The sequence below is a fragment of the Bradyrhizobium tropiciagri genome (genome assembly GCF_001189845.1).
Classification (GTDB): Bacteria; Pseudomonadota; Alphaproteobacteria; order Rhizobiales; family Xanthobacteraceae; genus Bradyrhizobium; species Bradyrhizobium tropiciagri.
In genome coordinates this window covers 114,213-128,766 of record NZ_LFLZ01000021.1, presented here as the reverse complement: position 1 = coordinate 128,766, position 14,554 = coordinate 114,213, and the positions used below count along the sequence as shown (strand labels likewise).

Here is a 14,554-nt window from a genome sequence, read left to right as displayed (position 1 = left end):
GGCGGGTGGCGGCGGCGGTGGATGGCGCGGCGGCGGCGGAGGCTGGCACGGCGGCTATCACCGTGGCGGCGGCTTCTGGCCGGGCGCGGTTGCCGGTGCAGTCGTCGGCGGAGCCCTCGCCTCGGGCGCGTATTACGGCTCCGGCTATTACGGCTACGGCCCCGGCTACTATGACGACAGCTACGGCTATTACGACGACAGCGCCCCTGTCGCCGTGGAGGCCGCGCCGGGCGGCGACGCGAGCTACTGCGCGCAGCGCTACCGGTCCTACGATCCGGCCTCGGGCACCTATCTCGGCTTTGACGCCTGCGGCACCCCTGCCCGTAATTGCGGCCTGAATTGCTAAATCGGCGAAGGGCGGCGGCAACGCCGCCCTTTTTCATGTCCGCAACGCCACCGCCACGGCTGCGAACGTCACAACCAGCGCCGCGATGTCGCTCGCGCTGAGCGGCTCGCGCAGCATCGCGGCTGCGGCCAGCACGCCGACCACGGGCACCAGCAGCGTGCCGATCGATGCGGTCGCCGCCGGCAGCCGCTCGAGCGCCGCGAACCAGCAGACATAGCAGAGACAGAACTGGATCAGCGTCATGTAGATCATCGACGCCCAGCCGAACTGCGACAGCGCGGCGAGCTGCGGCTGCTCGATCAGGACGCCGGCGATCGCGATCGGCACGCAGCCGATCGCAAGCTGCCAGGCCGCGAGCGACAGCGGCGGCATTGCGAGCTTGAAGAACTTGGTCAGCACCGTGCCGAGCCCGACGCAAAGCGCGCCTGCAAGCGCGAACAGAATGCCCGGCAACTTGCCGAGGCTGGCGTCGATCCCGCCGCCGCCGATCAGCGCCGCGATCCCGGCGAGCGCCACCGCGAGTGCGAGCGCACGCGGCAGCGACACGCGCTCGCCGAGCACCCGCCAGGCCACCAGCGCGACCCACACCGGGATCGATATGCCGAGTACGGCCGCCTCGCTGGCGCGCAGCCAGATCAGCGCCAGGCCCATCGAGGCGACCCAGCCGCCGATCGACAGCGTTGATACCAGGGCAAGCCGCAACCACATGCCATCAGGGACGCGCAGCGTCTGCCCCCGTGCGAGCGCCACCACAGCGAGCCCGAGCGCGCCGACCACGCCGCAGAGCCCGCGCGACGACAGCGGCGGCCACTCCGTGAGGAGGAACTTCATGATCGGGAAATTGAGGCCCCAGCCGGTCGAGGCGACGACCAGGAATCCGAGGCCGAGCGGTGATAGCGGGGCGCGGCCGGCGACGGGAACTGCGGTCATGGACCTGTCGTATTGTGGGCGGACAAATACAAGTGATGGTATCAGGGCTAGCTGGAAATCTGCTTGTCAGCAAACAGCATATGCATTCTATGATACAGACTTTCCATCCAGGTTCCGCCTTAATTGACGGACGGGCCAAGCGAGTCGTCGGCACGCGAGGCCGCAGAAAGAGGATGCATCGTGCCGAGCGTTCTCGTGGTCGATGACGACCCGATGGTGTGCGTTGCCATCGAGGTGTGTTTGCAGCGCCAGGGCTTCGACGTCACCGTCGCGGACGGCGGTGAAGCGGGCATGCGCGCGCTGGACCAGGCCACCTTCGACGTCATGCTGGTCGACGTCTTCATGCCGCATATGCGCGGTTTCGAGGCGATCCGCATCTTCCATGAGCGCGCCCCCGAGATTCCAGTCATCGCGATGTCGGGCTATGCCTTCGCCAATGCCGACCGCGCGCCGGACTTCCTGCGGATGACGATCGAGCTCGGGGCGTCCGCCTGCCTGCGCAAGCCGTTTACCCCGCAGGCGCTGGTTGCCGCCGTTAACGAATGTCTGGCGAAGTCTGCTCCTTCCGCTCGTCTTTCGAAATAATTGCTCGTACTAATCGTCGATGGCTTCCCAGCGTCTCATCCTCGGCAGTGGCCTTGCGATCCTCCTCGTCATCAGCGCGGCGTCGATCGGGCTGGACGTCAAGTCGCGCAGCGAGATTGATTCGGTCGATCGCACGCTCCGAATCCTGAAATGCATTTCGGATGCGCGCCCGCTGCCGCGGGGCGTCGAGAGCGCGGCGCGCGGCTTCGCGCTGACCGGCGATACATCCTTCGCCAACGAGTTCCGCGAGCAGAGCGCCGCCCTCACCGCTGCCTTCGACGAGCTGACCAACGCGGTGAAGGCGGCGCCCGAGGAAGCGCAGCTGATCGCGGGCACCAGGGGACAGGTCGAGCGCGCCATCGCGCTCGGCGCCGAGCTGATCAGGTTGCGCACGGCCGGCGACACGGCCGGCGCCGCGGCGCTGACCTCAGCCGACGAGAGCCGCTCCTTGATGGACAAGGTCGGGACCGCGCTCGACCGGCTGGTCACCGAGGAGCGCCGCCTGCTCGGGATCCGTACCGACCAGTCCAAGACCAACGGGCGGCTGCTGCTGGCCATCGACCTCGCGGGCGTCGCGATGATCCTGCTGCTCGCGGTCGCGCTGACGGTGACGGCCCGGCGCGCCAGCCGCGAACTGCAAGGCGCGCTCAGCGCGACCAAGGCGACCAATCTGTCGCTCGAGGGCAAGGTGGCCGAGCGCACCAAGGATCTCGGCGCCGCGCTCGAAGGGCTGCGCCGTTCGACCTCGGTGATGGAAACCACCTTCCGCAGCATGGCGGAGGCAGTGCTGGTGATCGACACCGAGGGCATCGTGCTGCTGTCGAATCCCGCCGCCGAGAAGATGCTGCGCTACAAGCCGGGCATGACGGTCCGGCAGCTGCGCGCCATGAGCAACGTGTTCCAGTCCGACGGCGTCACACCGATGCAGGCCGACGACATGCCCTCGGCCAGGGCGCTGCGCGGCGAGGAGTTCGACGGGCTGGAATTCGTCGCCCGGCCGGTGCGCGGCGCACCGGAGATTCACCTCGTGGTGTCGGGCCGGCCGCTGCGCGACGGCGACAGCACGATCACCGGCGCCGCGCTGATCTATCACGACATCACCGCCTCGCGCGAAACCGAGCACAAGCTGCAGCAGGCGCAGAAGCTCGACGCCATCGGCAAGCTGACCGGCGGCGTCGCGCACGACTTCAACAACATGCTGACGGTCATCACCGGCACCACCGAGACGCTGGTCGACAGCCTGCGCAGCCAGCCGAAGCTTGCGCAGACCGCCGAGCTGATCGACCGCGCCGCCGAGCGCTGCCGCGAGCTGATTCAGCACCTGCTCGCCTTCGCCCGCCGCCAGCCGCTGGAGCCGCGCACCGTCGACATCAATGGCACCGTGGTCGACATCTCCAAGCTGCTGCGGCCGACGCTCGGCGAGCAGATCGAGATCAATTCGGTGCTCGCGCCCGATGTCGCCAGCGTCCATATCGATCCGTCGCAGCTTGCCAACTCGCTGCTCAACATGGCGATCAACGCCCGTGACGCGATGCCGAACGGCGGCAAGCTGTTGTTCGAGACCAGCAACATCGTGCTCGACGATGCCTATGCTGCTGTTAATCCCGACATCACGCCGGGCCGCTACGTGCTGCTCGCGGTCAGCGACACCGGCACCGGCATGTCGCACGCGGTGCAGGACAAGGTGTTCGAGCCGTTCTTCACCACCAAGGAGGTCGGCAAGGGCTCCGGCCTCGGCATGAGCATGGTCTACGGCTTCGTCAAGCAGTCCGGCGGCCACATCAAGATCTACAGCGAGGAAGGCCACGGCACCACGATCAAGCTCTATCTGCCCCCTGCCCGCGGCCAGGTCGAGGTGGAAGCTCCCGCGCCGGAGCCGCCGCGGCGCGGCAGCGAAGTCATCCTGGTGGTGGAAGACGATCAATTGGTGCGCAACTACGTGGTCACGCAGCTCGGCAGCCTCGGCTACAAGACCATCGCCGTGCCCGACGCCCGCGCCGCGCTGGCGCTGGTCGACAAGGGCGAGAAGTTCGACTTGCTGTTCACCGACGTCATCATGCCCGGCGGCATGAACGGCCGCCAGCTCGCCGACGAAGTCGCAAAGCGGCGGCCCGGCATCAAGGTGCTCTACACCTCGGGTTACACCGAGAACGCGATCGTGCATCACGGCCGCCTCGATGAAGGCGTGCTGCTGCTGGCAAAGCCCTACCGCAAGGCCCAGCTCGCCAGCATGCTGCAGCAGGCGCTGGGTGAGTGATGTGACTCTTTCCGCGATGTTCCGTTAGCCCGTCATCCTGAGGAGCGCGTAGCGCGTCTCGAAGGATGCACGGCCCGGCTAGTGGCCGATTCATCCTTCGAGGCTCGCTCCGCTCGCACCTCAGGATGACGGAGCTAAACTGGCGCAATCAACCGCTTAATGCGTAGCGAGACGCACCTACCGTGTCGCGAGCGCGACGCCGGCGAGCGTGAACAGCAGCGCTGTGATCTGCGTCGGCCCGAGCGGCTCGTGCAGCGCGACTGCCGAGGCGATCACGCCGATGACAGGCACCGCCATGGTGCCGATCGCCGCCACCGAGGCCGGCAACCGTGCGAGCGCGGCGAACCAGGCGACATAGGCGACGCAGAACTGGATCAGCGTCGAATAGACCAAGAGCCACCAGCCGACGGTCGTGATGCGGTCGATATGCGTGGTCTCGATCAGGAAGCCGACGATCGCGATCGGCACGCAGCCGAGGCCGATCTGCCAGGCCGCGGCCGGGATCGGCGGCATCACCAGCGGATATTTCTTCGCCAGCACCGTGCCGAGCGCAAAGCCGAACGCGCCGCCGAGCGCCATGATGATTCCCGGCAGCTTCTCCTCGCTCGCGGAAATGCCGTTGCCGCCCATGATCGCGGCAAGTCCCGCGAACGCCATCACCAGCGCGATGGTCCGCAGCAGCGTCGGCCGCTCGCCGAGCACCGGCCAGGCCAGGAGCGAAGCCCACACCGGCATGGTGTAGGCGATCAGCGCGGTCTCGCTGGCCGGCAGCCAGAGCAGCGCCAGCCCCATCAATACCATCCAGCCGGTGACGTTGAGCGCGGCATACAGCACAAGGCGCGGCCACAGCCTCGCCTCGACATGCAGGCTCTGGGAACGGATCAGCGCCAGCACGGCGAGCAGCACGGCGCCGATCACCCCGGTTGAGCCGCGCAGGGTCAGCGGCGGCAGCTCGCTGAGCAAGAATTTGGTGGACGGCCAGTTGAACCCCCAGCCCACCGAGGTGATGGCGAGGAACATCAGGCCGGCGGGCGCAAGGCGCGGCCGCACGGAAGGCTTCTGGTTTGTCATGGAACCCGGCAAGGGGGCGAAAAGAGGCGTGAAAAGGATGTGAGTCGGCCGCACCTTGCCCGCGATTTTGTCGCCCGACCATCACGCCTCTGACATGCCTGATCCGTAGTTTGCCCGTAGGCCTACGTGAGTCCCAAAAATTCAATCCGGGACGGCGAATAAAAACTTCGCCTGTGAACAGCGGGGCGAAACTCCAATCCACAGGTGGAGCGAATTTTTTTGGCTTGGGAATCCCTGAGGACTCACCGATAGTTGGCTCGATCACAGGCGCGGCACCGACCCCTGTTATCCCCCTCCTTCCACCATATTTAGTGTTTGATTCAGAAACTCGTACTAGTCCTTGACGGGCGTGACGGACATGGCCTAGCTTTCAACCTGTTCGGCGCGAGTGTGTTTGGGTCCCCGCCGGTCGCTCCCACAAGGGTTCCAAAATGACCACTCCGCCAGGCCTTCGGGCCGCGGGTGAAGGGCTTTTCTGCCCTGATTTTGGGCCCAGGTCTTAGGCCAGGTCGGGAACGACAAACGGGCCGAGAAGGACCCGGAAACAGAGGCCGTAACCGGCCCGGAAGAAGCGTACGCGTGATGTGTCGCGTGAAGCGTTTTGGGGCGTTGAATGCATGACCCGGAGGACCCGACCAAGTCGGGTGCCATCGGGAACGTGCCGCCGCAGGGCCGGGCCAAACCGGCGCCGAGCGGACGAGAGAACAGGCCGGATCCACCGGCTGAGCTGCGGATGACGGGAGGCGTGCACGCGTGTTCCCAGAGTCCGCGAACAGATAACATTCCGGCAACCTGCGGGGAAACGTGGGACCGGGCAGAAGAAGTGACGGGGCTCGACCATGCGAATCGAACGACGCAACACCACCAGCGGACAGTCTCCCTACGCCGGGATCAATTTCCGCCTGACCACCTCAGAGATCCGCAATCCGGACGGCTCGGTCGTGTTCCGTGCCGAGAACGTCGAGGTTCCGGAGTTCTGGTCGCAGGTCGCCTCCGACGTGCTGGCGCAGAAGTATTTCCGCAAAGCCGGCGTTGCCGCGCGCCTGAAGAAGGTCGAGGAAGAGACCGTGCCGTCGTGGCTGTGGCGTTCGGTGCCGGACACCGAGGCGCTCGCCACCCTGCCGGAGAACGAGCGCATCGTCGGCGAGACCAGCGCAAAACAGGTGTTCGATCGCCTCGCCGGCTGCTGGACCTATTGGGGCTGGAAGGGCGGCTACTTCTCGAGCGAAGAAGATGCCCTCGCCTTCTTCGATGAGCTGCGCTTCCAGCTGGCAAAGCAGATGGTCGCGCCGAACTCGCCGCAGTGGTTCAACACCGGCCTGCACTGGGCCTATGGCGTCGATGGTCCCGGCCAGGGCCACTATTACGTCGACTGGAAGACCGGCAAGCTGACCAAGTCGAAGTCGGCCTATGAGCATCCGCAGCCGCATGCCTGCTTCATCCAGGGCGTCGGCGACGACCTCGTCAACGAGGGCGGCATCATGGACCTCTGGGTGCGCGAGGCGCGCCTGTTCAAGTATGGCTCCGGCACCGGCTCCAACTTCTCGAGCCTGCGCGGCGAAGGCGAAAAGCTGTCCGGCGGCGGCCGCTCGTCCGGCCTGATGAGCTTCCTGAAGATCGGCGACCGCGCCGCCGGCGCGATCAAGTCGGGCGGCACCACCCGCCGCGCCGCCAAGATGGTCGTGGTCGATGCCGACCATCCTGACATCGAGACCTATATCGACTGGAAGGTGAAGGAGGAGCAGAAGGTCGCCGCCCTCGTCACCGGCTCCAAGATCAACCAGAAGCACCTCAAGGCCGTGATGAAGGCCTGCGTCAACTGCGAAGGCAGCGGCGACGACTGCTTCGATCCCGAGAAGAACCCGGCGCTCCGCCGCGAGATCAAGCTCGCCCGCCGCGCGCTGGTGCCGGACAACTACATCAAGCGCGTCATCCAGTTCGCCAAGCAGGGCTACAAGGAGATCTCGTTCGACACCTACGACACCGACTGGGACTCGGAGGCCTACCTGACCGTCTCCGGCCAGAACTCCAACAACTCGGTGTCGCTGAAGGACGACTTCCTGCGCGCGGTCGAAACCGACGGTGACTGGAATCTGGTCGGCCGCACCACCAAGAAAGTCACAAAAACGCTGAAGGCCCGCGACCTCTGGGAGAAGATCGGTTACGCCGCCTGGGCCTCCGCCGATCCCGGCCTGCACTTCAACACCACGATGAACGACTGGCACACCTGCAAGGCGTCCGGCGACATCCGCGCGTCCAATCCGTGCTCGGAATACATGTTCCTGGACGACACGGCGTGCAACCTCGCCTCCGCCAACCTGCTGACGTTCTACAGCACGACCACCAAGCGCTTCGACATCGAGTCCTACGAGCATCTCTGCCGGCTCTGGACCATCGTGCTCGAAATCTCGGTGATGATGGCCCAGTTCCCGTCGAAGGCGATCGCCGAACTCTCCTACGAGTTCCGCACCCTCGGCCTCGGCTTTGCAAATATCGGCGGCCTGCTGATGACCATGGGCCTGCCTTATGACTCGAAGGAAGGCCGTGCGCTGTGCGGCGCGCTGACCGCCGTGATGACCGGCATCTCCTACAAGACCTCGGCGGAGATGGCCGCTGAACTGGGCACCTTCCCCGGCTACAAGAAGAACGCCGCGCACATGCTGCGCGTGATCCGCAACCACCGCCGCGCCGCCCACGGCAACGCGACCGGCTATGAAGCGCTCTCGGTCAACCCGGTGCCGCTCGATCACGCTTCGTGCCCGCAGGCCGACATCGTCGCGCATGCCAAGCTGGCGTGGGACGACGCGCTGGCGCTCGGTGAGGTCAACGGCTATCGCAACGCCCAGACCACGGTCGTGGCGCCGACCGGCACCATCGGCCTCGTGATGGATTGCGACACCACCGGCATCGAGCCCGACTTCGCGCTGGTCAAGTTCAAGAAGCTCGCCGGCGGCGGCTACTTCAAGATCATCAACCAGGCGGTGCCCTCTGCGCTGCGCGCGCTCGGCTATCGCGAGAGCGAGATCGCCGAGATCGAGGCCTATGCCGTCGGCCACGGCTCGCTGTCGAATGCGCCTGGGATCAACGCCTCGACGCTGAAGGCCAAGGGCTTCACCGACGAAGCCATTGCCAAGGTGGAAAAGGCGCTGCCGACCGCGTTCGACATCAAGTTCGCCTTCAACAAGTGGACTTTCGGCGAAGACTTCATCCGCGACCAGCTCGGCATCGGCTCTGAGGCGATCGCCGCTCCCGGCTTCGACCTGCTCCAGGCCGTCGGGTTTACAAAACGCGAGATCGAGGCCGCCAACGTCCACATCTGCGGCGCGATGACCGTGGAAGGTGCGCCGCACCTGAAGGCCGAGCACTATCCCGTGTTTGACTGCGCCAACCCCTGCGGCAAGATCGGCAAGCGTTACCTGTCGGTCGAGAGCCACATCAGGATGATGGCGGCGTCCCAGCCGTTCATCTCGGGCGCGATCTCCAAGACCATCAACATGCCGAACGACGCCACGGTGGAGGACTGCAAGTCCGCCTACCTGTTGTCGTGGAAGCTGGCGCTGAAGGCCAACGCGCTGTACCGCGACGGCTCGAAACTGTCGCAGCCGCTCAACTCGCAGCTCATCTCCGACGATGAGGACGAGGACGATGCGGTGGAGGCGCTCTACGAGAAGCCGATGGCCGCGCGTGCCACCCAGGTCTCGGAGAAGATCGTCGAGAAGCTGGTCGAGCGCATCGTGGTGATGCGCGAGCGCGAGAAGATGCCGGACCGCCGCAAGGGTTACACCCAGAAGGCTGTCGTCGGCGGCCACAAGGTGTACTTGCGCACCGGCGAATATGACGACGGAAGGCTCGGCGAGATCTTCATCGACATGCACAAGGAAGGCGCGGCGCTGCGCTCCTTCATCAACAATTTTGCGATCGCAGTATCCCTCGGTCTGCAATACGGCGTGCCGCTCGAAGAGTATGTCGACGCCTTCACCTTCACCCGCTTCGAGCCAGCAGGTCCGGTGCAGGGCAACGACTCGATCAAGTACGCGACCTCGATCCTCGACTATGTCTTCCGCGAGCTCGCGGTGAGCTACATGGCGCGCTTCGACCTCGCCCATGTCGATCCGAACGAAAGTGGCTTCGACGCGCTCGGCAAGGGCGTCGAGGAAGGCAAGGAGCCGGATGAGGCCCCCGCCCAGCACCAGGCCACCAAGTACCTGTCGAAGGGCCTGACCCGGTCGCGCACCGACAACCTCGTCGTCATGCGCGGCGGCTCGACTGCGGTCACCGGCAACGCCGACAACGCCCCCGCCGGCGGCAGCCGCGTCACCGCGCTGTCGTCCCACGGCGCAACCTCGCGCGGCGCCTCCGACACCGTCGAAGGCGCAGTCGCCCTGAAGCAGGAAGTCAGCCACGACCTCTCGCCGACCGAGAAGCTCGAGGCGCTGCAACAGTGGAGCAAGCCCGGCACCGCCGCAGCGGTCGCCCCCAGCAAGGCCGAGCGCCGTGCCGAAGCGAAAGCCAAGGGCTATGAGGGCGAGATGTGCTCGGAGTGCGGCAACTTCACGCTGGTGCGGAACGGCACCTGCATGAAGTGCGATACGTGCGGAAGCACGACGGGGTGCAGCTAACGACGAAGCGATACATGACGATGTGAAGACCAACCCAAGTCGTCCTTCCAGTGCGTATTCGTGTCCATTTGGATAGGTCTTAGATGTCCATTGGAAGGATATTCTACAAATCTTGTCCGGCGGCCATTGAGGCCGTCGGAGGGCCGGAACAAAGCGGTCACGTTTCGTACCGAAGACTGAAAATCACTGTGAATGCCTGATTGGCCGATTTCCTCTATGGGAAGCTAATTTTTCTACGAGCCGATCACACGCTACCTGAGGTGTAACTCAGATTGACCCAGACGATGTGGCGCCTACTCGGTGCCACATCGCCAAGAATCCCGAAAAATAGATGTCCCCACCGGTGCAGAAGAGTTGCCGGGGAGCCTGCATGCTGAACTAAGCGGGAATGAAGCCAACGCTACAAGGGAAGCGTCGACGTGAATTACTCCGATCGCTATCTGCGACAGATTGCCAGCCTCGCGCCAGTCGACGTGATGCTCGCCGACGTGGCGATCCGGATACAGCTCAGCCCAACGGACTACCAGCACGCCATCGACCACTACCACGCCATTAACGAATGGCTCGAGCGTGAGGGCAGCCCCGTGGCTGGACTCGTCCGCAACTTTATCCGCAGGGCGGCTTCGCCATCGGCGCGACCGTCGCGCGTCACTCGAGCGACGACGAGTTCGACATCGACGTAATGGCCGATCTCGCCTTCCGCACCGACATCGATCCCGAAGACGCGCTTGCGACCCTTCACGACGCAATCCGCGGCGAGCCCGGATCGCGCTACTACCTCAAGACCGATAGGAAAACCCGTTGCAGCACTGTTAACTACGTCGGCATGCACCTCGATGTGACGCCGACCGTTCGCCTAGCGGGCACTGTCGAGAAAACGGGGCTGATCTTTCACTCCAAGCCAGAGAACCCGTCCGAACCGAAGGATTCGCTGTACGCGAACCCACACGGCTTCGCGCAGTGGTTCATCGCGCGGACCCCGGCGGACCAGGACTTCGGCATTTTCTTCGAGCGGCGGTCGCTGGACTACGACCGCGAACGTGCAATCCTGTCGAAACGCGCCGACGCTGCTCCGGTGCCGCAGCAGTGTCCGGCTTACCAGAAGTCGCGCGCCGTCATCGCGCTCCAATTGATCAAACGTTGGCGCAATCTAGCTACGACAGGCGGCACAAGAACAGGCGGTTGCCGCCGTCGGTGCTGCTGGCCTTCTACGTCGCCAGCCACGCCAACCAGACGACCTCGCTCGCGGAAGAGCTCAGCCATCAAGTCGAGAGCATGCTGGCAATTGTCGGGGATGCCCACGACCGGGGCAAGAAGGTCTTCGCCAAAAACCCGATGTGCCATGAGGACATCGTCACGGATCGTTGGCCTGCCGATCAGAGCGACCAAACGGTCTTCATCCACGAACTCACCGACTTCGCCGTCAAGATCCGGCGGCTGTGCGGAGATATCGCCCTCCCCGAGATGCAGCAAATCCTGGAAGAGCTGTTCGGAGAGAAACCGGCGCGCTCAGCGGTAAAGGAGCACGTCCAGCGCGTTGCCAAGGACGTGGGCTCGGTCGGCAGCCGCTTCATGCCCGGCAAAGCAGCGATCCCTGTCGCGGTAGCCGGCGGCGCTCCGACGCCGAGTAACGCCAGGACCGCGCCGTCGCACCGGTTCTTCGGTGATCACCCGGATGACCTACCTAAGCGTAGATGAGCAGGACGCCGCGATTCGGCGCCTCTTTCCCGACTTTCGGCTGAAGGCTTCGGCTGACTGGATCGGCGTTTGGGAGGGTCGCCGAAGGTGGATCAGTCAATCAATGGCGGCTATCCGTGGCTCGAAATCGAGTGCTCGCGTTGCAAGACGGCGCGAAAGGTCGACCTCGCGGCGTTGCGACATCCCTCGAATACCTTTGTTCATGACCTTGCCAGCAGGCTGCGGTGCAGCAAATGTGCTAGGGCCGGTCGGCGACCGACCGCCACATTGCTGCAACTGGCCCAGCGTCCGGGTCAAGCGTCGCCAGAGGTCTGAGATGTGCAACTTGTACTCGATGACGAAGAGCGTCGACGCAATCCGTCGCTTGTTCGACGCGCTCAACAGCCGGGTCGGCAACCTGCCGTCAATGCCGGGCGTCTACCCGGACTACCCCGCGCCTATTGTACGCGATGCCCCCGGCGGTCGCGAAATCGCGTTGGCGCGCTGGGGCATGCCATCCTCGCAAACGGCCCTCATGACACCACCAAGAAGCGGGCCCAAAAGCTGCAGGCAAAGGGCAAGACGGTTGACTTCAAGGAGTTGCTGCGGATGGAGCCGGACAGCGGCACGACAAACATCCGCAACGTCAGCAGCGCTCATTGGAAGCGTTGGTTAGGACCAGAACATCGTTGCCTGGTGCCTTTCACGTCGTTCAGCGAGTACGACACTATCGATGGCAAGAAGGTGCCCGTGTGGTTCGCTCCGGACGAGAGCAGGCCCCTCCTCGCCTTCGCCGGCCTCTGGACGAACTGGACCAGTGTGCGCAAGGCAAAGGAAGGTGAGATCACCGCCGACGTCTACGGCTTTCTAACCTGCGAGGCGAACGCCGAAGTGAAGCGGGTCCACCCAACTGCGATGCCTGTGATCCTAACAACCGCGAAAGAATTCGAAGTCTGGATGCGCGCTCCCTGGGACGAGGCCAAAGCCTTGCAGCGTCCGCTTCCCGATGGGGCGCTTAAGATCGTTGCAAGCGGCGAGAAGGAGACCCCGCACTGGCGGAGTAGCTCTGTTCACCCACGTTCCACCATCAGCCAACATGTCTTCGATGAATGGCAGTCGTGTTCTCACCAGCGGAGCATTCCGTGCCGCGGCAACTTACTTGCGCTTGCGACGTGATGCTTCCGCGGCGGCTTCATCGACCGAGATGGCGGAGCCAAACCGACTTCGATTGAATGGCACCGCTCCGGGTCCAGGAATGACCTCAACATCTTCGAGTCGCAACGACTTGCCGCTCGTATCGAGTAATTTTGGATAGATGATCGCGCGTCCCGCCTTGCGCTCCCGGAATACGACCTGCGGGCCCCCAGGCTCGGCGAGCCAGTCATCGCCCCATTTCTTCAATGCGAGATACGCCGGAAAAAAATCGCGACCTTTTTCAGTCAGCACATATTCGAAGCGTCCGGAATGTTGGGGAATAGGAACCCGGGTCATTACGCCGGCATCGACAAGCTTCTTTAGCCGACCGCTCAGGATGTTCGGCGCAACGCCAACGTAGTATTCGAACTCATCAAACCGCGTCACACCATAATAGGCCTCCCGCAGAATGAGAATCGTCCATCGGTCACCAACGATTCCCATAGCCCGCGCCATGGAACATTCCTTGTTCGCGAGATGGCCTTGTTTGACGCGAGACATGGCTCCCTTTGAGCTTCGAAATGAACCCATACGATATCAGGCCGGCTCTACGCGTACCAGCCTCGCCGGATAGCTTCTCCAGATCCCGGCCTGTTCGTGCTCGACGGCTCAGGCCGCCTGCCCCTTCTCGGACTGCGACTTAGCAGCAACCTCAGGCTCAAGCGCCCGTCGATGCGCCACCAATACTCCGGTTTCGCTCAATCGCTTCAAGTCGGATTCGCTGACGCCAAGTTCGCTGAACACCGCAACGTTATGCTCACCTTGAAATGCCGGCGCCCCGATTGGCGTCAGCTCCTCGGCCGAGAAGCGCCACGGACGTCCAGGCAGGCGATACTGACCACCGCTGCGGTCCGGTACGTACTGCACAGCGCCCCAATACTCACTCCATTCGGACGAGGTTAACTCCTTGATTGAGCGAATTTCACCCATCGCGATCTTGGCCTCGTCGAACTGAGCATCCAGGGTCGCCATATCCGGAAAGGTTAAAATCCAAGACTGGATCATCTGGTGAAGCGTTCCAAAATTCAGGCGGCGCGCGGCCGCGCTGCTGAACCGCGGATCATCGATAAGGTCCGCGCGCCGCATGGCTCGCAACCAGGAGGGAAAGGTCCGGCTGCCGACAATGCTGGTCGCGACCGTAAAGTGCTCGCCTTGCGGCCCGGCAAAGAACGAGCAGTCGGTGGCCCCAAGCACGGCGGGCTCCGCTCCGATATCCTCGTCCGAGAGATCGACATGTGCGCGTTCATTGACCGCGAGCAACGTGGCGGCCATCGCAACATCGATGTATTGCCCGCGCCCAGACTTCTGACGACTGTTGAGTGCCGCCAGAATGGCAATTACCGCCTGCAAACCGGCATAGACGTCAGCATGCGACAGGCTGTCTGTCTTTGGTTCCGTCAGCGCGTCACCGTAGTGACGAACACTGTTCTCGGTGAAGCCCGCCTCCGCTTGCACCGTTGGTGCGTAAGCCATACGACTGCGCCATGGCCCTCCCTGCCCGTAGCCAGTGATCGAGGCATAGATCAATCGCGGATTTCGCTTCGAGAGAGTCTCATAGTCCAGTCCGAAGAAGCCGAGTGTACCGGCGCGGAAATTCTCGACGACAATATCAGCGGTGTCGCACAGTTTCAGCGCCAGCTCATAGGCGCCGGGCACGTTCAGATTGATGCTCACATTGCGCTTGCCGGCGTTCTGCTGCGCGTAGTAGCCGGACATCCCGTCCGTCGACGGAAACGCAAAGCGAGAGACGTCGGGAGCCGGCGGCTCGATCTTGATGACGTCGGCGCCCAGATCTTGCAAGGTCCGAGCACACAACGGCCCCGCGAGCACACGCGAGAAGTCGACAACACGGATTCCGGTTAAAGGGCCGCTCAT

10 protein-coding genes and 2 pseudogenes are annotated in these 14,554 nt (G+C 63.9%); 8 read left to right on the top strand and 4 right to left on the bottom strand.

Annotated features, from left to right (window positions below):
• Positions 1-346, top strand: a 346-nt coding sequence (locus AKN84_RS18750; protein ID WP_347337348.1) for a BA14K family protein, incomplete at its 5' end; no start/stop codon positions are given.
• A 33-nt stretch (positions 347-379) separates the two neighbouring features.
• Here AKN84_RS18750 and AKN84_RS18745 read toward each other — a convergent pair.
• Positions 380-1,276, bottom strand: a complete 897-nt coding sequence (locus AKN84_RS18745) for a DMT family transporter (protein ID WP_050422136.1) — start codon at positions 1,274-1,276, stop codon at positions 380-382.
• A gap of 180 nt (positions 1,277-1,456) precedes the next feature.
• Here AKN84_RS18745 and AKN84_RS18740 point away from each other — a divergent pair, with 180 nt between their 5' ends.
• Together AKN84_RS18740 and AKN84_RS18735 are read left to right on the top strand one after the other, a co-directional pair.
• Complete coding sequence (locus tag AKN84_RS18740) at positions 1,457-1,861, top strand: response regulator (RefSeq protein ID WP_050422135.1); 405 nt, start codon at positions 1,457-1,459, stop codon at positions 1,859-1,861.
• A gap of 19 nt (positions 1,862-1,880) precedes the next feature.
• Entirely contained in the window at positions 1,881-4,118 is a 2,238-nt protein-coding gene (locus AKN84_RS18735; protein ID WP_050422134.1) for a CHASE3 domain-containing protein, read from the top strand.
• Between the two features lie 177 nt (positions 4,119-4,295).
• Here AKN84_RS18735 and AKN84_RS18730 read toward each other — a convergent pair whose 3' ends face one another.
• The gene (locus AKN84_RS18730) at positions 4,296-5,189 is read right to left on the bottom strand and encodes a DMT family transporter (protein ID WP_050422133.1); all 894 of its coding nucleotides are present in this window, start codon (positions 5,187-5,189) and stop codon (positions 4,296-4,298) included.
• 839 nt (positions 5,190-6,028) lie between these two features.
• On the opposite strand from AKN84_RS18730, the gene AKN84_RS18725 reads away from it, so the two are divergent.
• From AKN84_RS18725 to AKN84_RS18715, 5 genes and pseudogenes are all read left to right on the top strand, one after another.
• Positions 6,029-9,808: a vitamin B12-dependent ribonucleotide reductase gene (locus AKN84_RS18725; protein ID WP_050422132.1), complete on the top strand. Its 3,780-nt coding sequence runs from the start codon at positions 6,029-6,031 to the stop codon at positions 9,806-9,808.
• Between the two features lie 419 nt (positions 9,809-10,227).
• Positions 10,228-10,491, top strand: a complete 264-nt coding sequence (locus AKN84_RS45720) for a hypothetical protein (RefSeq protein ID WP_128970974.1) — start codon at positions 10,228-10,230, stop codon at positions 10,489-10,491.
• 499 nt (positions 10,492-10,990) lie between these two features.
• Positions 10,991-11,506: a hypothetical protein gene (locus tag AKN84_RS45715; RefSeq protein WP_128970973.1), complete on the top strand. Its 516-nt coding sequence runs from the start codon at positions 10,991-10,993 to the stop codon at positions 11,504-11,506.
• 78 nt (positions 11,507-11,584) lie between these two features.
• Positions 11,585-11,821, top strand: a pseudogene (locus AKN84_RS49130) (hypothetical protein); the annotation flags it as partial.
• 1 nt (position 11,822) lies between these two features.
• Positions 11,823-12,535 (top strand): annotated as a pseudogene (locus AKN84_RS18715) (SOS response-associated peptidase); the annotation flags it as partial.
• A 105-nt stretch (positions 12,536-12,640) separates the two neighbouring features.
• Here the strand turns inward: AKN84_RS18715 and AKN84_RS18710 are convergent.
• Together AKN84_RS18710 and AKN84_RS18705 are read right to left on the bottom strand one after the other, a co-directional pair.
• Positions 12,641-13,180, bottom strand: a complete 540-nt coding sequence (locus AKN84_RS18710; protein WP_050422131.1) for a winged helix-turn-helix transcriptional regulator — start codon at positions 13,178-13,180, stop codon at positions 12,641-12,643.
• 108 nt (positions 13,181-13,288) lie between these two features.
• Positions 13,289-14,554 (bottom strand): CaiB/BaiF CoA transferase family protein, encoded by a 1,266-nt coding sequence (locus tag AKN84_RS18705; RefSeq protein ID WP_050422130.1) that lies wholly within the window; start codon positions 14,552-14,554, stop codon positions 13,289-13,291.